Origin of the sequence: Gilliamella sp. CG16 (assembly GCF_046635785.1) — a bacterium.
GTDB lineage: Bacteria > Pseudomonadota > Gammaproteobacteria > Enterobacterales > Orbaceae > Gilliamella > Gilliamella apicola_I.
The window spans coordinates 263,626-288,541 of the sequence record NZ_JBIDFL010000002.1 but is presented as its reverse complement, the minus strand read 5'-3'; the positions used below and the strand labels follow the sequence as shown (position 1 = coordinate 288,541).

At 43.4% G+C, this 24,916-nt stretch carries 31 protein-coding genes; 9 read left to right on the top strand and 22 right to left on the bottom strand.

What is annotated here, in order from left to right:
* Window positions 1-5 precede the first annotated feature (5 nt).
* The 22 genes from ACGH47_RS03820 to ACGH47_RS03715 form a co-directional block, all read right to left on the bottom strand.
* Entirely contained in the window at window positions 6-887 is an 882-nt protein-coding gene (locus ACGH47_RS03820; protein WP_411603719.1) for a Mu-like prophage major head subunit gpT family protein, read from the bottom strand.
* A complete protein-coding gene (locus ACGH47_RS03815; RefSeq protein ID WP_411622795.1) occupies window positions 877-2,091 on the bottom strand; it encodes a phage protease in 1,215 nt (404 codons plus the stop codon). The genes ACGH47_RS03820 and ACGH47_RS03815 overlap by 11 nt, the downstream gene beginning before the upstream one ends.
* Window positions 2,092-2,262: 171 nt before the next feature.
* Complete coding sequence (locus ACGH47_RS03810) at window positions 2,263-2,736, bottom strand: phage virion morphogenesis protein (RefSeq protein WP_411622794.1); 474 nt, start codon at window positions 2,734-2,736, stop codon at window positions 2,263-2,265.
* A 135-nt stretch (window positions 2,737-2,871) separates the two neighbouring features.
* Window positions 2,872-4,197: a phage minor head protein gene (locus ACGH47_RS03805; RefSeq protein WP_411622793.1), complete on the bottom strand. Its 1,326-nt coding sequence runs from the start codon at window positions 4,195-4,197 to the stop codon at window positions 2,872-2,874.
* Window positions 4,178-5,740, bottom strand: a complete 1,563-nt coding sequence (locus ACGH47_RS03800) for a DUF935 domain-containing protein (protein ID WP_411622792.1) — start codon at window positions 5,738-5,740, stop codon at window positions 4,178-4,180. The genes ACGH47_RS03805 and ACGH47_RS03800 overlap by 20 nt, the downstream gene beginning before the upstream one ends.
* Window positions 5,740-7,326: a terminase large subunit domain-containing protein gene (locus tag ACGH47_RS03795; RefSeq protein ID WP_411622791.1), complete on the bottom strand. Its 1,587-nt coding sequence runs from the start codon at window positions 7,324-7,326 to the stop codon at window positions 5,740-5,742. The genes ACGH47_RS03800 and ACGH47_RS03795 overlap by 1 nt, the downstream gene beginning before the upstream one ends.
* A complete protein-coding gene (locus tag ACGH47_RS03790; protein ID WP_411622790.1) occupies window positions 7,326-7,895 on the bottom strand; it encodes a DUF3486 family protein in 570 nt (189 codons plus the stop codon). The genes ACGH47_RS03795 and ACGH47_RS03790 overlap by 1 nt, the downstream gene beginning before the upstream one ends.
* Entirely contained in the window at window positions 7,888-8,187 is a 300-nt protein-coding gene (locus ACGH47_RS03785; RefSeq protein ID WP_411622789.1) for an ArsR family transcriptional regulator, read from the bottom strand. The genes ACGH47_RS03790 and ACGH47_RS03785 overlap by 8 nt, the downstream gene beginning before the upstream one ends.
* A complete protein-coding gene (locus ACGH47_RS03780; RefSeq protein WP_411598787.1) occupies window positions 8,184-8,510 on the bottom strand; it encodes a DUF2730 family protein in 327 nt (108 codons plus the stop codon). Before ACGH47_RS03780 ends, ACGH47_RS03785 begins: the two co-directional genes overlap by 4 nt.
* On the bottom strand, window positions 8,507-8,728 hold the full coding sequence (locus ACGH47_RS03775) for a TraR/DksA C4-type zinc finger protein (protein ID WP_411622788.1): 222 nt from the start codon (window positions 8,726-8,728) through the stop codon (window positions 8,507-8,509). The genes ACGH47_RS03780 and ACGH47_RS03775 overlap by 4 nt, the downstream gene beginning before the upstream one ends.
* 152 nt (window positions 8,729-8,880) lie before the next feature.
* The gene (locus ACGH47_RS03770; protein WP_411622787.1) at window positions 8,881-9,252 is read right to left on the bottom strand and encodes a hypothetical protein; all 372 of its coding nucleotides are present in this window, start codon (window positions 9,250-9,252) and stop codon (window positions 8,881-8,883) included.
* The gene (locus ACGH47_RS03765) at window positions 9,236-9,400 is read right to left on the bottom strand and encodes a hypothetical protein (RefSeq protein WP_411622786.1); all 165 of its coding nucleotides are present in this window, start codon (window positions 9,398-9,400) and stop codon (window positions 9,236-9,238) included. The genes ACGH47_RS03770 and ACGH47_RS03765 overlap by 17 nt, the downstream gene beginning before the upstream one ends.
* 331 nt (window positions 9,401-9,731) lie before the next feature.
* The gene (locus ACGH47_RS03760) at window positions 9,732-10,097 is read right to left on the bottom strand and encodes a D-Ala-D-Ala carboxypeptidase family metallohydrolase (RefSeq protein ID WP_411622785.1); all 366 of its coding nucleotides are present in this window, start codon (window positions 10,095-10,097) and stop codon (window positions 9,732-9,734) included.
* A 70-nt stretch (window positions 10,098-10,167) separates the two neighbouring features.
* The gene (locus ACGH47_RS03755) at window positions 10,168-10,653 is read right to left on the bottom strand and encodes a Mor transcription activator family protein (protein WP_411622784.1); all 486 of its coding nucleotides are present in this window, start codon (window positions 10,651-10,653) and stop codon (window positions 10,168-10,170) included.
* Entirely contained in the window at window positions 10,607-11,119 is a 513-nt protein-coding gene (locus ACGH47_RS03750) for a hypothetical protein (RefSeq protein WP_411622783.1), read from the bottom strand. The genes ACGH47_RS03755 and ACGH47_RS03750 overlap by 47 nt, the downstream gene beginning before the upstream one ends.
* Window positions 11,116-11,700 (bottom strand): gp16 family protein, encoded by a 585-nt coding sequence (locus tag ACGH47_RS03745; RefSeq protein WP_411622782.1) that lies wholly within the window; start codon window positions 11,698-11,700, stop codon window positions 11,116-11,118. Before ACGH47_RS03745 ends, ACGH47_RS03750 begins: the two co-directional genes overlap by 4 nt.
* Window position 11,701: 1 nt before the next feature.
* Window positions 11,702-12,349: a DUF3164 family protein gene (locus ACGH47_RS03740; RefSeq protein WP_411622781.1), complete on the bottom strand. Its 648-nt coding sequence runs from the start codon at window positions 12,347-12,349 to the stop codon at window positions 11,702-11,704.
* A gap of 242 nt (window positions 12,350-12,591) precedes the next feature.
* The gene (locus tag ACGH47_RS03735; protein ID WP_411622780.1) at window positions 12,592-12,882 is read right to left on the bottom strand and encodes a hypothetical protein; all 291 of its coding nucleotides are present in this window, start codon (window positions 12,880-12,882) and stop codon (window positions 12,592-12,594) included.
* 10 nt (window positions 12,883-12,892) lie between these two features.
* Complete coding sequence (locus ACGH47_RS03730) at window positions 12,893-13,162, bottom strand: hypothetical protein (RefSeq protein WP_411622779.1); 270 nt, start codon at window positions 13,160-13,162, stop codon at window positions 12,893-12,895.
* 2 nt (window positions 13,163-13,164) lie between these two features.
* Window positions 13,165-14,070 (bottom strand): AAA family ATPase, encoded by a 906-nt coding sequence (locus ACGH47_RS03725; protein WP_411622778.1) that lies wholly within the window; start codon window positions 14,068-14,070, stop codon window positions 13,165-13,167.
* Window positions 14,071-14,073: 3 nt separating this feature from the next.
* Complete coding sequence (locus tag ACGH47_RS03720; RefSeq protein ID WP_411622777.1) at window positions 14,074-16,044, bottom strand: transposase domain-containing protein; 1,971 nt, start codon at window positions 16,042-16,044, stop codon at window positions 14,074-14,076.
* Window positions 16,045-16,052: 8 nt separating this feature from the next.
* The gene (locus ACGH47_RS03715; RefSeq protein WP_411598773.1) at window positions 16,053-16,265 is read right to left on the bottom strand and encodes a helix-turn-helix domain-containing protein; all 213 of its coding nucleotides are present in this window, start codon (window positions 16,263-16,265) and stop codon (window positions 16,053-16,055) included.
* 249 nt (window positions 16,266-16,514) lie between these two features.
* Between ACGH47_RS03715 and ACGH47_RS03710 the strand changes: the two genes are divergently transcribed.
* The 9 genes from ACGH47_RS03710 to ACGH47_RS03670 all read left to right on the top strand — a co-directional run bounded on the left by ACGH47_RS03710 (window position 16,515) and on the right by ACGH47_RS03670 (window position 24,875).
* On the top strand, window positions 16,515-17,213 hold the full coding sequence (locus ACGH47_RS03710; RefSeq protein ID WP_411598772.1) for a helix-turn-helix domain-containing protein: 699 nt from the start codon (window positions 16,515-16,517) through the stop codon (window positions 17,211-17,213).
* 299 nt (window positions 17,214-17,512) lie between these two features.
* Window positions 17,513-18,043: a nitroreductase family protein gene (locus tag ACGH47_RS03705; protein ID WP_411622776.1), complete on the top strand. Its 531-nt coding sequence runs from the start codon at window positions 17,513-17,515 to the stop codon at window positions 18,041-18,043.
* Window positions 18,044-18,049: 6 nt separating this feature from the next.
* Window positions 18,050-19,255 carry an FTR1 family protein gene (locus ACGH47_RS03700; RefSeq protein ID WP_411622775.1) on the top strand — a complete coding sequence of 402 codons (1,206 nt, stop codon included), beginning with the start codon at window positions 18,050-18,052 and terminating at the stop codon, window positions 19,253-19,255.
* A 77-nt stretch (window positions 19,256-19,332) separates the two neighbouring features.
* Entirely contained in the window at window positions 19,333-19,899 is a 567-nt protein-coding gene (locus tag ACGH47_RS03695) for an iron transporter (protein ID WP_267351689.1), read from the top strand.
* Window positions 19,900-19,997: 98 nt separating this feature from the next.
* Window positions 19,998-21,248 (top strand): Fe-S-containing protein, encoded by a 1,251-nt coding sequence (locus tag ACGH47_RS03690; RefSeq protein WP_411622774.1) that lies wholly within the window; start codon window positions 19,998-20,000, stop codon window positions 21,246-21,248.
* 23 nt (window positions 21,249-21,271) lie between these two features.
* Window positions 21,272-22,558, top strand: coding sequence for an ABC transporter permease (locus tag ACGH47_RS03685; RefSeq protein WP_411622773.1), 1,287 nt, complete (start codon window positions 21,272-21,274; stop codon window positions 22,556-22,558).
* A gap of 16 nt (window positions 22,559-22,574) precedes the next feature.
* Window positions 22,575-23,717: an ABC transporter permease gene (locus ACGH47_RS03680; RefSeq protein WP_411622772.1), complete on the top strand. Its 1,143-nt coding sequence runs from the start codon at window positions 22,575-22,577 to the stop codon at window positions 23,715-23,717.
* Window positions 23,718-23,726: 9 nt separating this feature from the next.
* The gene (locus ACGH47_RS03675) at window positions 23,727-24,389 is read left to right on the top strand and encodes an ABC transporter ATP-binding protein (RefSeq protein WP_411622771.1); all 663 of its coding nucleotides are present in this window, start codon (window positions 23,727-23,729) and stop codon (window positions 24,387-24,389) included.
* A 12-nt stretch (window positions 24,390-24,401) separates the two neighbouring features.
* Window positions 24,402-24,875, top strand: a complete 474-nt coding sequence (locus ACGH47_RS03670; RefSeq protein WP_267377917.1) for a DUF4418 family protein — start codon at window positions 24,402-24,404, stop codon at window positions 24,873-24,875.
* Window positions 24,876-24,916: the final 41 nt, after the last annotated feature.

Here is a 24,916-nt window from a genome sequence, read left to right as displayed (position 1 = left end):
ACCTCCTAATCCAGCCACGGCACAACCAACACATCGACAGCTCGATAGTTGATGTTGCTTTCACCGTGAACTTTATTTTCAGCATCCACTACTCGTTTGGCTGCAGCACGATTTTTAGGGCCAACAACCAATAGATTAGGATTAATACCCAGTTTTCGCCCTTGCTCAGATCTGAACCCCATCATTGCTGAAATCGCGTCATTAAAATTATCCTCAACGAGCTCAGCCCGTGAACCAAACGCCTGCTGCCAAAACCCAAACCCTGCCGCAACACGAGCGTCAACACCATAGAGCAGCTCATCGGTCATAAAAACCCTATCACTGGTTGCGGGGTCATTTTTTTGTTGCAGACGATATTCACGTCGATTCTGAAAAATTAGCGGTTTTAGTGGTCGGCGTGTATCAAGTAAAAACCACGGTGCCCCGCTACCAGCCTGCATATTCGATACGCTCGCATCACCGACGGGGTGATCTGCGTCAAAAAAATTCTGCCCATCGTAACATTGTCGCTCAAAACCCTGACTGATTAATCCGAACGTCAGCTCGTCCGGATGTGTTGCGGCTGCATATCCCATATCTTGGAATTTGGGCATTAATAACCCGTAGTTGTCGTCCTCAACGTATTCAGCAGGAATCCCCTCGGTCGCCTCAAATTTAATATTAGTTAACGTGTACCGGTTGGCCGACATTTTTTTTACGTCACGCTCACCAACCCACTCTCTAAATCGAGCAAATTCACCGATCCAACTGTAATCCTCGGTCAGATTATTTGACGGCACAACGGTCGCTATTTGTCGATACAATTGCTGATACGAGTCCCGACCACCATTAAATGCGGTATTAACAGCTGTATAAATTGAACGCAAATTCTGCGGGTTAATTTTCATTAATCATCTCCTGTTTGGTTTTCAAATAATCGTCCCGATTGACCCCAGTCGCCGCAATCACCTGCAAATCAGACGCTGTCAATTCCGCCTGCGAATTTGATTTACGTACCGCGACTGTGCTGGTTTGACGCGCGGTTAGTGCAGCTAGAGGGCGGCGTCCATCAATCAGTGCGCTGAGCGCAGCTATACCCTGCTGGCGAGCCACTCCATGATAGTAGGGCACCTCGCTAGCCAGAATTTTTCCCTGATTGCGTGCGTTATTAATTAACTGCTCCGCTGATAGCTGAGCGTTATTTGCGCTCAATGCGGCCAGCTGGCGCATTGCAGCTCGGTACGTTGGTGCCGGCACATATTTGCTCAGGTCAATACTGGACAATTCCGCCTCCGCAATCAGTTTTTCAGTTTCGGCGATTTCGTCAGCGTTCTCCGCTACAATATCCTGTGCCCGCTCGGCGATTGCACTAGAGCCCTCTGTCGTATCGACCACCTCCTTAATATTTACAGCCGCCTCAGCCGTCGTTTTCAAATTAGCAATAGCCTCAACGGCCTGTTCCGCATAGCGCTGAACATTATCGGCAGTGATATCAATATCGTTGTCTGACGAAATCACGCCTAGCGATTGCAGAATTGTTCTTAACAATTCATTCATTACATCCCCCTCCAGTTGGTCATTATTAATAAATTCAGCAGTGAGTGCGGCCAGCGATTGGATACCGAGCAGGCCCGGATCGTTTGTGATTGCCGCCATTCTCAAATATATTGGTTGCCCCGTCTCCCTATCGTATTCAAATACAGCCGACAACTCGTTAAATTCTCGATTATCAATCTCAGCTCTGGCAATTGGTGTCCAGTGTGGGCGTATATAAATACCGTCAGAGCGCCATTTTACGTCGTCGGACGGGTGCGCAATCCAGCCAGCAGCAGGCGTCTTCTGCCCGTGTTCCTGCCTATGCAGCGTTAAATGGTCATAATCAATTAAAATTGGTTTGTTGTTGCTCTCAACAATTGTTTTCTGAATAAACGCTGCTGCCACAGCCTCATCCAGATACCAGTGTCCGTCAGGTACGTCAAACGGTCTGCCGTCACGAGCCTTGAATTTTCCAGCCGGCAGCAGTTGATACCAGCCGTCGTTATCTGACGATAAATTTAGGTCTGCCGATAAAATGGCAACGCTATTTTTTGTTTGGTTATTTTTCGTTTTCATAACGCCAGAATAGCGGATGTGATTTTTTTTTGGATTTGTGGTGTTTCAAATATTTTTTAACAGACAATATATAGGAGAGGGGGATATTGCAGAGATAGAGGGTACAAACCTAATTTAAAACCCGTTTAAAAAACACCAAAAACGTTTAAATAATTTGGGGAATATCTACGCTCACGTTTTGGTGTTGATTGCGTTAGAGAGCGTTGTATTAATTATATCGATAATATCCCTGATGCCGTATTGAGACAACCCCATGTACGGGCGCGCAGGAACAGCTGCAGGAGCGGCCGACATGTCAGGGGTGCCACCCAATTGGTGAATTGCCGCGTAAACTTTGTTTGAACCAATAACCGCACTGACAGCATCAAAATCAGTAGTTAATGACATTGCCAAACCGCCCATTGTTCTATTTAGCATTTTACCGGTCAGTCCTTTGGCTGTTAACTTGGCAGCATAATTCGGCGTAAGTTGTTGCCACTGTCTGCCGGTTGTAGGGTCGGCTTCCTTTTGAAAAGCATCATCAGCCTCACTTGCTAGCACGGCAGCAATGCCGCGAGTAATGGGCGTCATGTCTGCGCCAAGACCTTGCACGCGTTTTATACTGGCTTGGATTGCTTCATCACTGAACTTATAATCTATTTGCATAATATTTAATCTTGTTTTATAGTTATCACTAAGCTGTGTACGGATAATGGTAATTCGGCATAAGCGCTCAGCGCCACATGTTTATGTGGGTTCAACTCCCACCACAGCAATAAGCCCTGCATGTCAGGGCTTTATTTATATCCCGCCCTTGAGTACAGCATACAGCCCACCCTTTACGCTCTTTTGCAAATCAACTATGCTAGCTTTGTATGCGTTAATTACGATATCAAGCGCGTCTTTCTGCCCCCTCAAATTATATGGCGCATTAATAACAATTTTCATTGTGTCGCTACCTTTAGCTATATAAAGCAAGTTGTTCTTTCGCTTATCCCACAACACTGCTTGCGCATCAACAATCAATTTAGGTAATGATTGATAATCTTTTAGCGTTAATTTAACGCCGGTTTTTTTATGTTTTAGGCTGTCAGCATGTAATATATTTTTTTCACTCACGGCAAATAATCTAGCAGGCTCAATGCCTGATATTTTTTTGACTTGCTCTGCAATATCATTGGTCATAAAACCGAGCGGTTGCAGTGCATTACCCGCTCGCCTCGTCGTTAAAATATTGCCAACCCACTGCGCAAACGCATCACGACGAGCAGGCGCATTATTTAATGACTGAATAACCTGCTGGCGCAATTTTCTATTTTGTAATGTTGTGAGCTTTTTGGCAATACTGACATCCGCCCCCATGGCGACACTACCAACGTTACCAGACCAGCCCGCATCAGTTCTAGTTGTCTGACCACCCGATTTAAATTCCGTAACCTCTGACTGGTAAATCTCGCCAGTTGCGTCATCAACACCTGAATTTACGTTGTACGTGTCCAATTTTCCTGCGCTGGATTCAATAATCAACCCCTCACGCTCCACCTGCGCCCGAGTTAACGCACGAACACGGCAACGACACCCCCAGCCATTGGGCGGGTATAATTTTTGCCAGATTGGGTCGTCGTATCTAAATACCCGCAAATGCAACGCGGCATGAGCGGTCCGCGTTCGGCTATCCATTGTTGCAACATACTGCCAATACGGATGCGTCTCGCTACTAGCTAGCTGTTGCTGATAACGCCCAGCCTGATATGCTGTCGCGAGGTTTGTGCGGTAAATTGTGCTGAGCCGCCGTGGACTACCGAGCTGCACCTCCCTTGCTTCACCATTGCTATCAATATTGATTTGCTTTCCCCACCAACCTAGCTTTTGCAACACTGGAGCTAGACTCTTTTTAAACTCACGCTCTGTTGTTCCCATCGCTAACGCTTTGTCAATCTCAAGCCGAATAGACTCAAGCACATCAAGCGATGTCGATTTTGCAACAGTAAATGCTCGAGCATGCGCTTGCGCTGACATTTCTTGCCAGTTCCATGTGATTTTGAGGCCTTTGCTGCGAAAATAATCGACAGCAAGCTTGGGCTCCAGTTTCATCGCATAACCCAAATCAATATCCGCGCTGTGCATTTAATTGCCCCCATATTTGCGCGACAAAGATACCACGCGCAATCATATCCTGAAGTTGCTCACTGTCCAGATCACGATATAATTCACCGATTTTAGATTTAGCTGTCGGCAAATCGTTTTGCATAATAATATCGACAATTGGCTGCAAAATAGGGTCGACAGCCTGTCGCCACTCGTCGCCCGTAATGGCAGCGGGGGCGGCGCTCAACGGGTCAGCTGGTTGACGCTCTGCATTTAATGCAGCGATTCCGTTGCTGTGATTGGCGTTCAAAAATGCTGAGGATGGAGATTGGATCGATTGCAACATCTCCTCGCCAGTCCTCGCCTCTGGTATTTGCAATTTATCGTGTGCCCATGAGCGCGGTATTCTCATACCCAGACCAACCAGCGCGGGGAGAGCGGTCGCATACGCTGCAATATCCTCAGCTTGCGTGATATCAAACTCAAAACGAGGGTGCCTGCGCGGATTCGAGAACGACACGCCATTTAGGCTGTAAAGAGGCTGAATCAAATCACGAGTAATTGTTGCTGCTAGTTGTTTGGCATCACTATAACAAACCTCAACGCGCACCTCATTATGCACATTGCCGAGCGCGTTGGTGCTGGTCGCTCCGTCCGCCTGACTAGTCAGGGTGCCCCCTAGAATAGCTTTTGACTGCGCTCGTTCCATCAGATTATTCATAGCCAAAAACGGGTCAGATGTTCCATTAGCGGCAGATTGAAAATCAATTGACATGCCGCTCGGTATAATACCACCTGCGTTATGCCCAATCGACATGACAGCCCGCAACAGAGTGCGTTTCTCATCCTCTGTTGCACCGGCTGGGTAGCTACCCAATCGAATCGGTATACCATAAATTTCCAAAAATTCAGCCAGATCTCTGACCGAGTAGTTTTTAAAAATGAACGGCCACACCAGCGTACGAACCAGTCCAGTACGTGCTAAATACCCCGATTTCGAACGTGAAATATGTCTGACCCAATTAAACGGTTGCAGTTCGACCCCCTCATAGCTGCCGTCAGATAGTCGCAGTTCGTTGCGATTGTTGGGGTTAAGCTGAAACGTGCTAGGGTCAATCCACTCAACCCCAGTCGGCACAATTAAATTATCAGCCCGCTCCCATCCTGTAAATTCCTGACATGAAAGGCCCTTTAGTATTGCATCAGTGGCATCAAAAATAAAATCATCGAACCACGAGAACGAATCCAGAATCTCGTTGAGCATCTCAGTGTCGCGGCGCTCCTCGCGTGACGGATTGAGTGGTGGTACAATACTAAACCCCAAACGTTGTACAGCGCGCCTGCGTTTTGCTAATTCAGATAAAATATGAACATCCTTTTCCTCCATATCCTCCGCCAACATGCATTGCGCCAGAATATTGCCCTGTTCGGCCTCTCGCAAAATTACAGCCGCCCGAAATGGCGTTAGTCCACTGGACGGGTGCTCACTGAATCGCTGCTGAATTTGGATAATTCGTGCGCCGCTTCTTGTTTGCTGCTCATCCGGCAGGTCATTTTCCGTAATTTTTTTCATTTCACTCATTACCAACACCCTCTCTCATAATTTTGGCGAATATCGCTATCCCCCTCAGCATCATAATTGTATTTTTCATGTCTCGGTGGGAGCTCCGTAAACTCAGCGACAAACCCCTCTAAATAACTCGCACGAACGGCCATTAGATACGCAACACAACTATCACCATGACGCCTCTGGCCATCTCGTCCCGTGTCTCTCGATTTATCGATTTTGGGAACGCCACGAATTATCTGCAGGTGTCGTTGGTCAGTGATAATATCCTCGTCCCGCGGTATTTCGATAAATCCTGATTCGTACAGCGATTTGTATTTCGGCGACCACTCACGATAAAAATTCTCACCGATGTGCACAGCATCAACCATTGATTGACCGTAACGCAGGAGCAGCGATTCACCCAGATAACCACCGTTACCAGTTGCGTCTGTTGCAATTCCAATTATTCGCGGTGTGTTATCGATAATTAAAAATGCCAGTTCGCGTTGCTGGTTATACGGCACGTTGTGCAGTTCTATCGTGAGGCGCATTTTTCGGGTTGTGTTTTGCTCTATGCTTTCAATCGCTATTGTTGAACGGTCACCGCTGCGTGCAAAATCCTGACCGTAGGCGTGACGAGTGTTTTTATCTAATTTATCAAGTATTGGTTTGATTTTTTCGTTAAAAAACGTTTTAATTTCATCTGTTCGAGCTGACTCAGTCCACAACATGTGTCCGTGAGGCATTTGGTAGCGCACAACGACGTGTTCCGGTTTTGCTGCATTATCAATTAACACGCGAGGAATGTAGGCACCCGAACCGTTTTTGGGAACGCAGTAATATTCCTCGAGCGCGTCATCCTCAGTAAAACAGCCCTGCAACAAATCGGCCACCCACTCATCCTGCCGAGCCTGCGACCATTCAACCCGATTAACCTGACAAATTCGACGATACAACCCGTCACGACAGGCGTCATCGAGGGTGATTGTATGTACAGAGCCCCTGCGCGTACCTTTTCTGATTTCCTGTATTAACTCGTTAAAATCGTTTTCAGCCCCGTTATGTGTCGAAATAATACGTACCCGCGCCCCCCACATGGTAAGCGCCATCGCCGCTTTCAGTAGCTCACGCAGATGCTCATGAAACGCTGCCTCATCGATGATGACGTTACCCTGCATACCACGCAGATTTTTTGGATTGGACGACAAAGCCTGAACCTTAAAACCACTAGAAAAATAGATGACAAACGTTAAAATGTCGGTACGCTCATTCTCAATAACGAGTGACTCCTCAACAATTTCACTGGCAGCGTAATTGAACATTTTAGCCCACATCGCACATGCATCGACAAACTCCCTAGCCATGTCTTTTGATGAACCAACGTAAAACGTATTGCGACCGCCAGCATCGCGACTCAGTGCACCAGTTAACGTTGCATCACACGCCTCTGCCCACGTCAACCCCGTTCGCCGCGATTTCTCAGCAATTTTTAAAATTGACGTATCGGCCACCCAGCGCTTTTGATAACCGAGCAGCACCTCGTCTGGGTTAAATTTATTAGTTAAAACGGCATTAACTGACGCTGAAACAGCTCCTAAATCGGTTTTAAATTCAGTCATTATGCAATACCCAGTATCATCTGTTTAATGCTTTGCGCGGTTTCCGCGCTCATTCCCGCAGTTCTTACCGCCTTTTCAGTAGACTCAGCAACTTCCTCAGCAAATGCAGCACGGATTTCTTTCTCACGCTTATGACTTGCCATTGCCGCTTGCTCGACTCGTTGAATCGCAAGCGCCATTTGCGCGAGCGCCTTTGGCTCTACCGCCTTGCCTTTCTCGCTCAGATGCATTGATGTTTCAAAAGCTAGCGTGCGGACAATTTCCTGTAACAATTTGCCCACTTCGGAAGTTGGCGCGTCACCGAGCTTTGCCGTCCACGCCTCTGCTACCTCTCTTGATTGGCGGATTTTGGCGCCGACATCCTCCATGCGGGTCGCATAGCGATTTAAGCCGGTGCGGCTTAGTTTCATATCTTCGTCAAGCCCATGCTTATCAATAAGCTCATTTATCGCGATACGGATATCTTGTTGCGTCATGCTTTTATCACGCAATAGCTTGTGCAACTCGTCTTTGATGGTTTGCGGTAGTAAATCAACTTTTGACGGTCGCCCGCGTGTAGTTTTAGTCATAATCACTAGCTCGCGGTTTTTTTACGCCAACAACTGTTGCTCGACCCGTCGCTACGTCTGTACCTCGTCCGGTAATTTCAGCAACGAGACAACCAACAATATCCTGCAGTCGTATGAGATTTTGCTCCGCCAGCCAACCCATATACAAGCGCACCAAATCTCGACTAACGCGGTGCCCGTACTGGTCTAGACATGTCTGCAACACGGATTCGTTTGCAGAGCCTCCACAATCGCACAATGCCCGTAAAATTACGAGTCGTCGGTCAGCATCCAGTAGTTGTCTAAGGCTCATTTTTTACCTTCCTTTAATTCGTTTTCTAATAAAAGATTACTTATCCGTTTGACTCCTGCTAATTCAGGCTTTATTTCTTTAATATCACCACGCAACCCTGAAATTTCAAGATTTAATTTATGGATATCATCCTTAGTTGGCAATGACTCAAGCCGCCCCTGAATAGTGGAGACATCTTTTTTTAGTTTTGATACATCGCTAACAATAGCGTTCAGCTCTTCACGTTTTGCGAATTTTGTCGCTAAAAACATCACTAAAAACGACAACGCAAACGCACCTACCGAGCTGAGCGTTGACCAATGTTGACGAAAAAAATCGATCATAACCGCCCCTGTTTTTTCAGTAACTCATGTGTATGCTGACAATCAATACAGCGAACGATGTGGCCGCCCGCGTTCAGTCGCTCAGATGGTATAGGCTCGTCACAATCAACGCAATTATCGCCAATACGCTGCGGCAGCACTTTGTTAATACAATTATTAATTTCAATGTCTCTCAACAGCTGTTCTGTTTCACCGCCGTTGTCCACTAAATCCGCCATTCTCACTCCATTCTGCAATTGTTTTTATATTGTTCTCCAACCGCTGACAGTACGCGCCGTATCGTATCGCAAACCTCAGCAGCTCCGCCGGTTGACCGTTTATCGGTGGTGCTGGTCTAACCGGCAATACCAGCGCCGATGTTGGTGGCTGGCTATTTGCAATTGTAACCGTACGCCCGTCTGTAGACGCACAGGCTGTCAGCGCCAATACCGTTATAGCTGCCATCAGTATTAACCGCATCGTTTATCACCCCCTCTAATTGTTGTAACTGTGCTGTAATCTGATTCTGTTTTTCAATTAATCGTGCTGTCAATTCGTCGTTGAGCGCCGCCTGACGTCGCAGTTCTGCGTTATAGGCGTTAGCTATATCCAAGCGCTCAATAGCAAAACGCTCATTTGCCTGCGCTAACTCACCCCTTAAATTTGCGTTCTGCTGCATCCAGTAGAAACTGATGAACGACAGGAGGGCGATAACAAATAGAGATGGCGGAATTTTTCTCAGCGCGCTAATCAAAATACCCATTTTCACCTCGTCGACTGTTAGCGTCTCGTTTTATTGCAGCACGTTTACTCGTCTGTGACTGCGTAACCCATGCCGCCAGATACGCACCCAGCAGTAACTCGTTGGGTTGATAATTGACAGCCTGCCACAGCACAACAATTGTTGACACCACGAACGCTAGGCACACAGCACAGTCTGACGACGACAAACGACCCGTTGCCGGATTTGTGATTAATTCGAGAATTTTTTTCATTTTTTGACCTCATTTAACGCTCGTTGTAGCCTGACGTCCTGCGCACTCACACTACGCCACCCGCGGGTAAAAACCGATTGATAGGTAGCGTCGTGGCTATATAGTGGCACGTTCCGACAGTCCTCGCCGTGTAACGCACGGCTCATGGCGGACTCGCGAGCAAATTCGAATACCGCCAAAAATCGAGGATTGCGCAATATTGGGTACATTTTTGTGTACTCAGCAATTGTGTACGCTGATTCAACCATCAATTGCGACCCCAACGACTGAGAGTAGGGCGCACGTCAACGTGCGTAAACGTACGATAACGTCCAATACCGTATTTGTCTGGGTACTGTGACTCCAGATAATCGGCGACCAATTTTGGTGCAACACCCCTGACTGTTATATCTGCCGCGTCACCACGCAGGTGCCGGCTATTCGGTTGACCCCCGACGTTTTTATTGTGCTGAACACAACGAAAACCGCTATTAATAACAACGGGTGAATTAAAATGCGTGCGAGCATTTTCCAGAACGGCTATTAATTCGCGTGCGCAACGGAATTCGCCACACCCGCAGCGACATACAAACTCACTACGTTTAAAATGGGATGATAATTGTTGTTGTTTCATTTTTTACCCTATCAATGATTGATATTGATAGGGTAGTTGATATGGTAGGTTGATTGGGTTTGTGGCGGATCTAAGATTTTTCGAACATGTCAGGCTGATTTCGTCGTCTGTGCAGCGCCAACTGCTCACGTATAATAGAATAAATGTGACTGTCTGTTAACCGGTATTTTTTGGCCAGTGGAATAATATCACCGTTACCAACCTGATAATCCAGAAAAATCCGATTATCCCGAATTGCCTGTTGTAACCGCTCACCACTGGGGATATAACAAACACGACCGCCAAAATAATTACCCAGAACGCCAGCCAATTTTGGCGCTGCCACGACAGCCTGCGCCTCAGACAACCCCTGCCTGCGTAGTTCACAATAGAATAAATCCACAAATTCTGACAACAATTTAGGCCAGTTTTTTCTGAGCGCCACAACGTCGGGTATACCGTCCAGCGTATCGAGCATTGCACCAAATTCCGCGTGGTCGTCATCGAACAATTGCAAATTATTAGTTCTATCATCCGTCATTTTTTTGTCTCCTGTTTGCCAACCACTCCTGCGCACCGGCAACCTGAATTTTGGAAAAATCGGCACCGGCACGGTACATTTGTTCAAAATAAACCTCGTTACCCTCTTTGACGGGGGCAGCCTCCCCACCAGCCTCTGAGTACAAAAACAAATTGCTAGTTGAATCGTATACCGTTTTTAGATAATTGTGATTCGATAACGGTTTAACGTCACCGCTACCAGCACGTTTTTTTTGAATCTGCCTAACCGTCTCACTGAGTGCGTGTGCGAGATGCCGACTCGGTTTAAACTGGTCTAACACCTCGCGCATTAGTTTTGCCGTTCGGGAATTACTCAGGTTAGATTTGGCAGGGCGAAATAGCCCGAGATAGGCGACGAGAGGTCGGGCGCAGCTGTGTGTGAATTTGAGCAACATAGCCAACACCTCACGACCCGCCTCGTCCTCAATGAGGGCATCGAGGTGCAGGTCGGAGTGACAGATTGGGCAGCGTCCTAGTTTCATTTGCCCCTCCTGTATTTCTTATTAATTACCGCCTCGTATAGCTGAGTGATTTTGTCGTACCCATTGTACGAGGTGCCGTCTGGCAGATATAAAACACCGTTATTATACCGCACCCCGCTAACCAGTGATAACCGTTCAACAATTTCACGAGTGTGCCATTTTTTTAGCGATTCCAAAACGTGCGCCGCCAAATTGGGATCCAGCCACGCGTGATTTTTAATGCCCAATCCGCCCGTAAATTTTTTGGTCATGCGCTCGACAAACGCATCGAGCGCAGCATCTCGGGAATCGGAAATAAATCCCTGACACCCCATAGTAATCCAAATCCCGCGAATTTTTTTTATATCACCCCGCCTGTCAGACACCCTGACAGCTGGCGCAGGATGTCGTTTTTTCACACCTGTATATTTAAACCCGCGAGTTTTCAGTGCCTCATAAACACGTTCCAGTTCAGGTTTGGTCATTTTAGCGCACGAACGTTTTTGAGTCTCAGTAACGAGCAGGGCGCGATACGTCTCGTCGTCCAGTCCCAACTGGGACTGGGCTATATGGATCAACTGAATCAATTGATTTTTAGTCACGTCAAACCCCCGAAACACCTAACGATAGCGGGCGATATTCGTCGCTATCTCCGACTCGTTCGTAGATTCGAACATAGGTGCGATTACCCACAACCTGTAACGATTCGTCCAGCGCACTCATTGCACGACACCAGCGTTCGTCCTGAATATCCAGTCGTCGTAATTCCAGTAATCGACCCAATCTCAAACTGCCGTTTTTATCAGTGGCAAACGCTCTACTCACCACGGTTTTTAGCTCTGGTCTGGCGTTTTCAGCCCAGCTATTAACGCAATCAATAATCAGCTGTTTTGCAGCCAAAACGCGCTCGTCAGGTGCAATGCAATCGTAAACCGCACGCTGAATTTTGTACCGACCGTCAAAACTAAATAGCGCCACGTTACCCCGCACACCTCCAACGTGAACATTATACTGCTCGGCAGATAACTCAATAAAAGCCTCGATATCCCCTAAGCATTTCGCTTTAAACAGCGACAACTCTCTATTGAGTATTTTTGCATGCTCAATAATTTCAGCCACAACCTGCTCACGCTCTCTGTCAATCTCCCGAATCATTGATTCTGGGACTAGGGTACCTCTCGCGTCTCGCCAGTAGCCTGCAACCACCTGTTCGCTAGTGTACTGTTTATAAAATTCGTTTTCGTTATTCATATTCATCATTCCTCAATTTGATTAATGTGTAGTACTGTGATTGCCGGTGTTGATGTGACCCTGACTGAATTCTGTTAGGGCGTCTACTATACAGCGCCGTATCAGATCCGCCGTGCCCCTGTGCTCTCCACCAAATGACTCGCCGGTCACATAAACGTCAAACCCGTCGTCAGCAGCATTACGGGTTAACGCAACGCTAAAGACGCCTATTAGTCGATCTGTTTTTTTTGAAACTCTCATAATCACCTCTCGCTCCACACAAATCTACAACCGTGCTGATAAAAAAAACCGTTACGATGCAAACCATCACTGTCAGCCCACCCCAAACTCGCAACACCTGTCCGCAACAATTGCTGACACGCGTCATTGTTAAATAGTTGAATCTCTGGCGCACAACCGCCCTGAGTAACACTGATTTTTTGAATTGCAAACCCCTCTCGCGTCATTTTTAACGCAACCGCCGAAACGTCGATTAACGCCGCGGCAATTTCACCGGCGGTATACTGACGCCAGCCCCCGCTAACTCCCAGCATAATTGACCTCCTAATTAATTAAATTCTCAGACCAAACGACACAACAACCACCGAACTCGAACGCACCCTGTTTAATCCGGCAGTGATTCCCTATATACCGATAGTGTGCCCGACCTGAACTAATCAGCGCCCGACACCTGTCGTTAACAAATAAAAAAATAGTGGGGCGCTGAGCGTTTCCAACAATCACCCTGTTAACCAAAAAACCGTCACTGGTGAGCTGAGACACCACCTGAGAAACGGTGCTCATTGTTGACGCTATTTCGCTATTCGAACTCATGATTAAACCCCCTCCAAATCCCTAATTGCCGCACTAATGTGCACCTCGCTAATTGCCGAATTACTACTATTTGCCAGTATTGCAGCTAGTGAGAGGGTTGTTTTAATAATACGTAACGCCCCTGCTCGTCGCCCTAATTCGTGCACCAATTTGCGCTCACGTTCGCCGTCAATACCCCACGCGTCGGCGATAGCGTCGATATCATCGGCAGTAACGTTGAGAATCGCTAATTTTTTTGCGATACGCGAAAACAGTCGTGCAAAATCAGTTTTACGTGTACCTCCCCCTGACAATTTTGAATAAATCTGATGATTACCGCAGAGCACAACCCCGACGCCAGTCATCTCCTGAATCAAACGGATTTCCTCCAAAACGTCGTAGGGGAGGTGGTCAGCCTCGTCAACAATTAGCAGCCCCTGAGTGCCTCGTAATTTTCGGCAAATGTGACTACTGAGTGCGCCAACGCGTTTGGGCGCATAGTCCAGTTCGAGCGCGTATGCAATATCGCTCAGACATTCGAGCAGCCGAGATGACGATGGGCGTGCGGTAATCAACCACGTGTTCGGTTTTTTTGCGTATTCGGTGATTGCGTTCGTTTTTCCAACCCCGCTGTTACCGTAGATAACTACAAAAACCCCAGAAATTTTTGCGTAATCCAGTGCACTAAAAATTTTTTTACTGGTTGGTGTTTTAACAAAACTCGGCGCCGCCCTCAAACTGCCCGCCGTGCGTCTATCCGCCAACCAAACCGCCAATTTATCCGCAACACGCTGATTATCCCCAGCATACGAACCGTTAATAAACTGACTGAGCGTTGTGGGTGATATACTGGTCTGTTTAGCTATAACACTATATTTTTCACCACCCTCAACAGTTGACCGTACCTCGTTTCTGATGTCTGTAAACATTCGTTACCTCTCGCTCATTTCTGTTAGTTTTTTTAGTCCCAATTGGAATGCAGATTCAAAATCAATCACGTCAGCCAAATTGTCGTTATCAGAATCCGCCACTGTTTCCGCATTCACTGCCTGTAAAATCTCAATCGCCCCAGATTCTGTGCGTTCAGATATTTCAATATCTGGCATCATTGCCTGAACCTCCAGAATAGACATGCGTTTTTGATTTTTAGCCGCCTCTTTGTGTCGTTTAACAAATTGCGTGCGTTCGCGTTTATGCTCACGGGCTGACTGGGTGTCGCCGAACGCAACCCTATCCAGACATTTGGCGTCACAGATAAACCGCCCGTCGAGCGTGTAAACCAGAACATGCTCGTGCAAATTGCGAGGATCGAATCGGACAACGATTTTATTCGGTCTGATACCAATCAGACGTTCGTTGTAATAACGGTTTTTAGCACCACGAATTGAGCCACCCGCGTCAATTGTAAACGTGCCGTCGTGACGAACCGTGACAGCCTCGGACGGGAGCAGCAATAGTCGACGCTGTTCAGCTGTGGCTCGCCTAACCACACTGGACTGGTAACTCGCGCTAAACGCGTCATCAAAAGACAGTACACCACCACAGACCTCAGTATTACGATTAGGTTTGCCGTTAAACATTGCAATACCCTGTTCGAGTGCGCGGAGGAAAACGGTAACGTCGACGGCATTTTTGCTGTTGTAGTTGCTGGGTTTTTCGAGTACGTTCGCACCTGTATATGCACCAGCCAGCAGAGGGTGTTTATCAACCAATTCACCCAGCCCACCGTGTGAAAATGCTCTCTCAATTGGTTTAGCCTGACCGTGCCCACGACCCAGCATTACGCTAGACCAGTGCAACTGGATACCCAACATAGGAATGATACCCAGTGGCTCATCCGGCTTAATTCGGAATCGGTAGCGGTTTGGCACGCCTCCGGTCAACCATTTATTGGCTGCCGCCCGCGTGTTATCGATAGTGATGTGTTTAGGAACACCGTACCGCTCAATAACGTCAGCCAACGACAATCGAATTGAATCGCTGTTTTCTGAAACGTCACAGTAATACGCCAGTATTTTACGGGTGCGAACATCCTGCCAAATCCACGTTTTAGGACGCAAAATCTCGCCGTTGTGCCAGCGAACAAACACGTTATGCAAATAGCCGTCCCCGTTAATCCACTCTAGCGCACTCAACTCCTCAACACTGCGTTGCTGAGCAGGGTATAGCTGCATCAATGCGTATTCACCCTCACGCCACAGTACGCGTTGTTGCGGGGTAATTTCTCGCTCAATTTTACGGCGAACGCTGGATAATGACGGGATTTTCCAACCCCGCTCGCTGGCGACGTCGCACAATAATTGATAACACGTGTTAAATGCAGGGCGTTCGGGTCTGAAATAACTGGCCACAAAAAAATCCCACGCCTCGGGCGTCATATCAAAATGTCGAGAGGTATTATTACGCGTTGCGTGACCGGATATTAACGCTGGCAACAAATCAGACTGATCTAATTTTCTCGTCCTAAAATACCAGCGCCACACGCTACCAACAGCCTCCCCGTGGGCGTTGGCAACAGTCTCGATCGCCTCGGTCGTTTTAGTTCCCGAGCTAACCAACTGACGGACGTCGATAACTGCAGCCGCTCGTTTTTTGGCGTCGGATTTTTGCCTGTCAGTTACGCGTTCCCAGCGCGTCCACAATGCCTCTGCACAATAATTTTTTTCTATTGAATTAGGTCTATCCACGATCTGATTACCACCGATCAACATCTTGTTTTTCGATTTCAATACGCGAGCCTGATCGTGTATAGATAACGAGAAGAGATTGTATTCATAAGCACCGCCCCTAACACCCTGCGCCGTTCGTTTTTCCCACCCCTCTAGTCGTGCCTTCTTTGCAACACCTTGAGTGGTAGTTGGCATACCTGAAACCTGACTCAATTCCTGTGCTGTAATCCACATATCTAACCTCATTTATATTGATAACGTGACGGCCAGATATCCCTAGGACTCAAACCGAGTGCACCAGCTATAATTTTCTCAGCTTTAGGGTAAGACACTCTAAGTGCATTATTTAACGTACATGGCGCCAACCCAGCATCAATCGAAAGTTTTTTTAGAGTAATCCTTTTTTTACGTAATGCGCATTTGATATCCTCGGGGTGCCAATCTTGTTGATTCATGTTTATTTCTCCTGTGATTTATGTAAATATGTAAGGTTAAAGATGTCTTAAATACACAACTTTAAACTCTAGGTGTAATTTAAGATAGCATACATAAATCTTAAGTTTCAAGTTAAATTTTAATTAGTTTCAATTTAAATTTGCTTCTAATTTTTAAAGTTTAACTTATCTTATTGTTTATTTTAATTTTATTTAAATTTAAACCGACAAAATAAAATAGAAACCATTGGATTAATTTAAGGGGTTTACATGAAACCAATTTGGCTGAGTGCAAAAAATTTAATTGGCAAATATAATTTACCTAACACAGTGCAGGGTTTAACAAAAAAAGCTAGAAATGAAAATTGGCAAAAACGAAAAGCAAAGGGTATAAAAGGAGGTGGATACGAATACGAAGTGTCTGATATTATTAATAAATTTGAATTATTACAGAATTACGATGCAGATCCTGATAATACACTGCGAGAGTCGTCAACCGAATACAAAACAAACAATAGAATACCAGTCAACAACAATTTTTTTGAAAATTATGTTTTGGTTGGCGATTTAAGTGTTGAAACTGCTGATAATGGTAATTTAAACGTTAAGACGAACGGTATAGCACGAATTATATTAGCCAAGGATTTCGTGGAGCAACAAGGGTTGGCAAACGCCCAGCTAGCAACATTTACAGCAACCGACGACAGCATGACAGAAACGATCAACAACGGTGATACTCTCATGGTTAGCGTCTATAACGAAACCGAACAACAAAGACCATTGGACGGCATCTACGTTATTCTATTTAACAATGTATTAATGGTTAAACGACTGCAATACAACCCCGTGACAGCATCGTACAACGTTATCAGTGATAACGCACAATATCAGTCGTTTACGATAACCCCTAAAGACGAACCCACATTTAGGGTCATCGCAAAATTGGAACGCGTGCTATCAAAAAAATAAAAGAGGGAGGAGTTTTTTAAACGTTTTTTAAATTCAATTTAAACGGCTAACCGGCGTTATCGTGCTCAACGAAAATTTCGAGCCGGTTTGTGTTTTTATTTTCATTTTGGTTTTTTTGACATTTTATTTTTGTAATTTCTACAATCTCAGCTTCCACCAATATCCGTCCCATTTATTCCCGCAAATTTTTATTTGATCCCTATATTTTCATTATTAGTGGTTCATTACACTCATCATTATTTTCTATCTCTCTATGTTATGCCGATATTACTTTACCTGCTCCTCAAACAAAAGATGGCATGAGTTTATTTGAAAGTTTAACAAAACGGTCATCAACACCTGGTCCTGGTTTTCCTAATGGACAAATTTCGGATGAAGAACTTTCTACTGTGCTTTGGGCTGCAAGTGGTTTGAATCGAGGAACAACAGGATGGACTGTTCCAATGGGTACGGGTAAACAACCTTATGTAAGAATCTATGTTGCAAGTGAAAAAGGAACCTTTTTGTATGAGTGGGAAGGGCACTATCTAAAAGAAATAAACAATAAAGATATTCGTGCCGATGTTGGTTTACAAAATTTTGTAAAACGAGCTAATTATGTGCTGATTTTTGTTACTGATTCAGCCGCTTTTAATAATATTAAAGAAGAAAAAGCTAATAATTTTGGCAATATTGCTGTAGGTGCGATGAGTCAAAACGTCTACTTGGCTTCAGCGGCTTTGGATTTAAGTGCACGTTATATTCATGCCATCAAACCAGACGTTATTAGTCAAGAATTGCAGTTACCTTCAGACAATAAACCAATAGGTTTAATGTTATTAGGAAAATAAGAGATTATGGCTGTGAAAAAATATTTAACGCTAACATTGCTATTTTTTGTTAGCGTAGTTGCTTTTGTTTCTTCATCTTATGCAGCTGAAAAAAAATATGAAACATGGAATGCGATTATTGACGAAATGGATGTCATTCTTAATGATGCCTATGATCTCTATTTTATGAAAGATCCTGAAAAGGCTAAAGCACGTGTTAATAATGCTTATTTTGGTTTTTATGAAAAACACGGTGTTGAACGCGCAGTTATGTCTTATATTTCGGGTAAGCGTGGAACCGATACTGAATATCAATTCGCAAAAATTAAGCGTTTAATGTCAGATGGTGCTTCAAATAAAACTGTTCGTGCCGAGATCGATGTCATTTTGAAAATGCTTCATGAAGATGCTAACGAATTAGACGGCAAAAAAGAGAGCGGTTGGAGTGTGTTGTTAGCTTCATTTATCATTATCTTCCGGGAAGGTTTAGAAGCAATATTAGTGATAGCTGCTATCTCGGCCTACTTAGTGCGTTCAGGAAATATTCAAATGGTGAAAGTTGTCTATATGAGTTCACTTTTCGCCGTTTTTGCTAGTGTCCTTGCTGCAATTGCACTTAATTCCATTGTCAATCTTAGCGGGGCAAATCAAGAGATTATTGAAGGTGTCGCAATGTTATTAGCGACAGTGGTCTTATTTTTCATAAGTAATTGGATGTTCTCAAAAGCTGAAGCAGAAGCTTGGAAAAATTATGTAGAAGGCAAGGTGAAAAGTGCTATATCTTCAGGCAGTAGTATTGCATTAGGATTTGCTGCCTTTTTAGCGGTTTTCCGCGAAGGTGCAGAAACAATCTTATTCTATCAAGCTATGTTGAGTGAAAGTAGAGAACACATGGACATGGTTTGGTATGGGCTAGCAATCGGAACGCTAGTATTAGCCATAATCTTTATTATCATTCGTTTTGGAACAATGAGACTGCCTCTTAAACCATTTTTTATTGGCACGAGTATATTAATGTATATCATGGCTATTGCTTTTGCCGGTGGTGGTGTCAAAGAGTTACAAGAAGCTGATATTATCCATGTAACCCCCGTTGATTTTGTACGCTCAATTGAAGTGCTTGGAATATATCCAACTGTTGAAACATTACTCCCACAAATATTCATGGTGATAGTCGTTGCATTTTCCATTTCGTACTATAAAACAAAGTATCTCAAAAGACGGAAAAAATAGAAAAAAAGCAAGTATTGGTAGCGATAGCAATTTAGTTATTTCGTAATAAAGAGTAGTTAAAATTAGAGGAGTTTGAAATGAAAAAAATATTATTAACCGCAGGAATTTCGTCAATACTTGCAATATCTTCGTTTGCGTATGCTGCATCAGCGCCAGCACCTGGTGAAGAAAAAGGGTTTGAAGAGTTTCCTATTGGTGATGAAGTGACGGTAGGGCCTTTGCATATCGGTGCCGTATATTTCCAACCAGTGGATATGGAACCCGCTGGAATGGGAGGACTACCTGCGTCAAAATCGGATATGCACCTTGAAGCTGACATTTCAGCTACAGCTGATAATAATTTAGGATATGGTGTCGGTGATTTTGTTCCTTACTTAACCGTAAAATATAAAATTCAAAAACAAGGTAGTGATAAAACAATCGAAGGTAATTTCATGCCGATGAATGCTTCTGACGGTCCTCACTATGGTAATAACGTTAAACTTGATGGAGCTGGAAAATATAAAGTTACCTTCACTATTGAAAATCCAGAAAAACAAGGTTACTTATTACATGTAGATCAAGAAACTGGCGTAGAAGGTCGTTTCTGGAGTAAACCTATTGAAGTATCTTGGGACTTTGATTATATCCCACGAGCTTGGTAACTTTTGTTTTGTAACAATAAGAAAATTTTAAAAAAGTACTCTATTATTGACGAGATTTAAACTCGTCAATAATAAATTGTAATGGCTAGGCAATTATTATGCTTCAATACCTTATCAACGTCACTGATAATACTTTTGTTCCCGCAATTATGATAGCGTTGCTTTGTGCGCTACTGACTAAATTCAATCCCCGTCCTATCAAAACATTTATCGTTGTCGGTTTTATTTTAGGCTCTATTGTTGCATTAACTTATACCATTTTAAAACGTAACACAGCATTTGCAGTGCGTGAATATTATGATCTTGGTGTCATTATTTGTTGGTTAGTTATTACTATTCCGTTGTTAATTATTATACTTATTCAAGTCCGCTCGTCGGCGTTATTTTTTAACCGCATATTTAATGGTTTATTCATATTGGCAATTGGTTTAATAATGTCACAGTGCTTACCTAATCTAATGCTTTATCCTTTCCAATTTGATGTAGGAATGGAGTCGATTTTTAATAATGATTATTTGTTTAAATGGATTGGTTATGGTTTTGCGTTGCTATTAGCGGTATTAATTGGTCAATTGACTTGTCGAATATGTGAACGGTTATCAACTAAATGGGTTATTACCATTTCTGTTTTATCCTTGCTGATATACACGATTGCAAACAGCATTAATTTACTTCAAATTTTAATTGTCCGACGTCTTATCTCCACACAAAAATGGATGATGGATTTAGTTATTTTTATTCTGGCACATGTCAATTTATTTACATTTATTTTTATGGCAATTGTGCTGTTATTCACGGTTATTTTATATATAAAATCTAAAACGACTTCGTTAGTAGGAAGTAATCCGGCTCAGATTCGTAAACTTAAAGCACAGCTACGCACAGATAGAAGAACCTCGTTATTACTCATGGCTGGCATGGCAATGACCGCTTATACCGTTACACGTGCGCGTTATATATTTGAAAAAGGGGTAGAGTTAACGCCAGCTGAACCGGTTTCAGCAAATAAAGAGGGTTTAGTTGTTATCCCACTTACTCAAGTCAATGACGGCAATTTGCATCGGTATGGTTTTCAAGCAAGCGATGGAACGCTAGTGCGTTTTATCGTTATCAAGAAGAGTGAAAATGCTTATGGAGTAGGCTTTGATGCTTGTGATATATGTGGTGCAAGTGGTTATTATCAGCGTGGCAATCAAGTCGTTTGTATTTTATGTGATGTCGTTATGAATATTGCCACTATCGGATTTTCAGGTGGTTGTAATCCGGTTCCACTTAAATATGAAATTATTGACGGAAACATGGTAATTCGTACAGCTCACCTTGAAGCAGAAAAAAGCCGCTTTAAGTAAATGGTTTCCCAAAGGAAGAAGATATGTTTCGCACAATGTTACTAAGCGTATTAGTTCGTCAAAAAAAGAAGCTGTTTTTGATAGCATTAACCGTTGCTTTAGGAGTATCGTTAGCAACCGCCATGTTGAATGTCATGTTTGATGTAGGTGATAAAGTGAATCAAGAACTTAAAGCCTATGGCGCTAATTTAAACATTGTGCCACGTGGAACGGCTTTGGTTAGTGAACTGTATCAAATTGATAATGATGAAAATCAAGCCACTATTCAATATATCAAGCAAGATGATTTAGTCAAAATTAAAATGATTTTCTGGGCATATAATATTGTTGATTTTTCCCCATATTTCACCACACAAGCAACCTTTAATGATAAACCAATTACTCTGGTCGGAACATGGTTTAATAAGCATCTTAATATTCCAACGGGCGATGAAGTGGATACGGGGATGTTAGCGATGAAGTCATGGTGGACGATTGAAGGAAGCGCCATGCAAGATGATAACTTGCAAGGAGTGATGGTTGGCGAGACAGTCGCTAAACAGTGGAATTTAAAAATCGGCGATACTATTGAACTGATTTCGCCACACACTAAAAATACGATTACATTGACCATCAATAATATTTTTCATAGTGGCGGAATTGAGGATTCTCAACTGTATGTTTCTCTCCCTGTTGCGCAACACTTAGCCAATAAAGAAGGGCTTGTTGAACGGGTCGAAGTGAGTGCATTAACAACGCCAGAGAATGAATTGGCTCGTAAAGCAGCGCAAGATCCTAATAGCTTATCAAGAGCAGAATGGGATACTTGGTATTGTACAGCATATATCAGTTCGATCGCCTATCAAATAGAAGAGTTGATGCCAGATGTGCGAGTAAAAGCCATTATGCAAGTCGCCGAATCAGAGGGATCTATTTTACAAAAAACGCAGTTATTAATGCTTTTATTAACGGTTCTATCGTTAATTTGTTCAGCACTTGCTATTTCAAATTTAGTGACTGCTAATGTCATTGAGCGGAGTACTGAAATCGGACTTTTAAAGGCACTTGGCGCAACCAATAAAGCTGTTGCAATGCTAGTATTAACCGAGATTTTTATTATTGCATTATTAGGCGGAATTTTCGGCTATTTTATCGGTCTTGGCTTTGCACAGATTATTGGTCACACGGTATTTGGTTCTTTTATTGAGCCTAAAATGCTCATCATCCCATTGGTATTGATTATGGTGAGTTTTATTACGTTTATGGGAAGTTTACCGGCATTGCGTTTTATGATGTTTTTACGCCCAACTGATGTTTTACATGGACGGTAATTGAAAGGTCAAAATCATGATTAATAAAAATCAGCGCTTTATCATCAAAACAATATTTAGCTCTCTTATTCGTCGCCGTTCACGTATTCTTATTGCTTTACTTGGTGTGGCAATAGGGGCAACAGTTTTACTTGGTATGATAACACTTTGTTATGATATTCCTCGCCAAATGGGAAAAGAGTTTCGCTCCTATGGCGCCAATATGTTGTTCTTGCCTGCTGATAATCAATCAATGATGACAATAGCAGATGTCTCACAAGTGGTAAGTTTATTACCCAAAGAAAAACTACTTGGCGTAACCCCGTTTCGTTATGAATCTATTCGCAGTAACCAACAGCCTTATATTATGGTCGGTACGGATTTTGAACAAGTGATTAAAACAAGTCCTTACTGGAAAATTGAAGGCGAACTACCTAAACATTCTCATGAAATTTTAATCGGTACCGATATTGCAAACTTTGCCAAATTAAGCATTGGTAGCACAATGCCGGTTTTAGGAAAAACCAAACAAAATTCTCGCTATAACGAGGAGTTAACAATTACGGGTATTGTTAAAACAGGACGCACTGAAGACGGTTATATTTTTATTGGTTTACATGATTTAGATGAATTTTTGAAAGATAGCGATAAAGCCGAAGTGGTAGAAGTGAGTATTACAGCCACACAAGATGAGTTAAAACACTATATTGATAAAATAAAAGCAAACTCTTTAACGGTCGATCCTCATTTAATTAAATGGGTAACTCAATCTGAATCCTCCGTATTGGGTAAACTGTCTTCCTTACTTTATTTAGTCACTTTGGTGGTGCTAATACTGACCATGATCTGTGTTGCGACGACTATGATGACGGTTGTCATGGAGCGTCGAAAAGAAATTGGACTGAAAAAAGCCATTGGTGCAAATAACAAAAGTATCGCTAAAGAGTTTTTGGCTGAAGGGTTAATCTTAGGCATAATCGGTGGAGTGATAGGCGTGGTGTGTGGACTGATTTTTGCACAGGTGATAAGTACTAATGTATTTGGTCGATCTATTGTAATTGAGTTTTATCTTATCCCAATAACAATTGTTATTTCAGCTATTGTGACAGTCATTGCGTGTTTAATTCCCGTAAAACGTGCGCTTGAAGTCGAGCCAGCGCTTGTGTTACGTGGCGAATAGGAAATAAGTATGAATATACTCGAAGTTAATAATGTCTCTAAAATTTATGGTTCACTGCATGCATTATCGGAAGTGAATTTAACCGTGGAAGAAGGAAAATGGTTGTCTATAATGGGACCGTCGGGGAGTGGTAAAACCACGTTGATGAATATTATTGGTTGCATGGATAAACCTTCACTTGGGTCAGTAATTCTTGATGGTCAGGATATTACTCAACTCTCATTACCACAATTAACCGAAATTCGCCGAGATAAAATTGGATTAATATTTCAGCAGTTTCATTTAGTCTCTTATTTAACGGCACTCGAAAACGTGATGGTAGCGCAATATTATCATAGTATGGTTGACGAAAACGAAGCTTTGCAGGCATTAGAACGAGTAGGGTTGGCTGCAAGAGCTAAACATTTACCGCGTCAGTTGTCTGGTGGTGAACAACAACGTGTATGTATCGCGCGAGCCTTAATTAACTATCCAAAATTAATATTAGCTGACGAACCTACTGGCAATTTAGATGAAAGTAATGAAGCAATGGTAATGAACTTACTTCATCAACTACATGAAGAGGGCAGCACTATTATTGTTGTAACACATTCTGTTGAAGTTTCAAAACATGCACAAACCACGGTTGTTTTAGAGCATGGCAAAGTTGCCCGTGTGATTAATAATGAATAAGGCTTCAATGATATGAAAAATCGAATAATTTTATCACTATTTATTATGTTTCTTGGATTGATGATTATCCTATTTCCGTTGTATATTTTACCTGTCTGTCCACATCCCGATACCCTAATAAATACGGCTAACGACATACATAATCAGGTTGCTAATACCGGACATAGTCATACAGGAGCTGGTAAAATTATGAAGTGCTTTTGGACAGCCCGAGCCGAATTAGGTATTGGTGCTTTGATTATCGCCATTGGCACATTAATGTTACTAAGTCGGACAATGTTTGTTCGTCTTGGTTTAAGTATGGCGTTAGCTTGTATCTCACTTTTGGCTATCGCCATTCCGACTGTTTTAATTGGGGTATGCTCAAACGAGATGATGCGTTGTAATATGGGCGCTAAACCAGCTTTAGTTTTACTATCTGGTGTTTTATTTTTGGTGTCTTTAATTAATGTATTCTATTTGAATAAAATCGTTAAAAAAATTTGAGTGTGAATTATAAGAATATTAAAAAATAGTAGATAGATGGA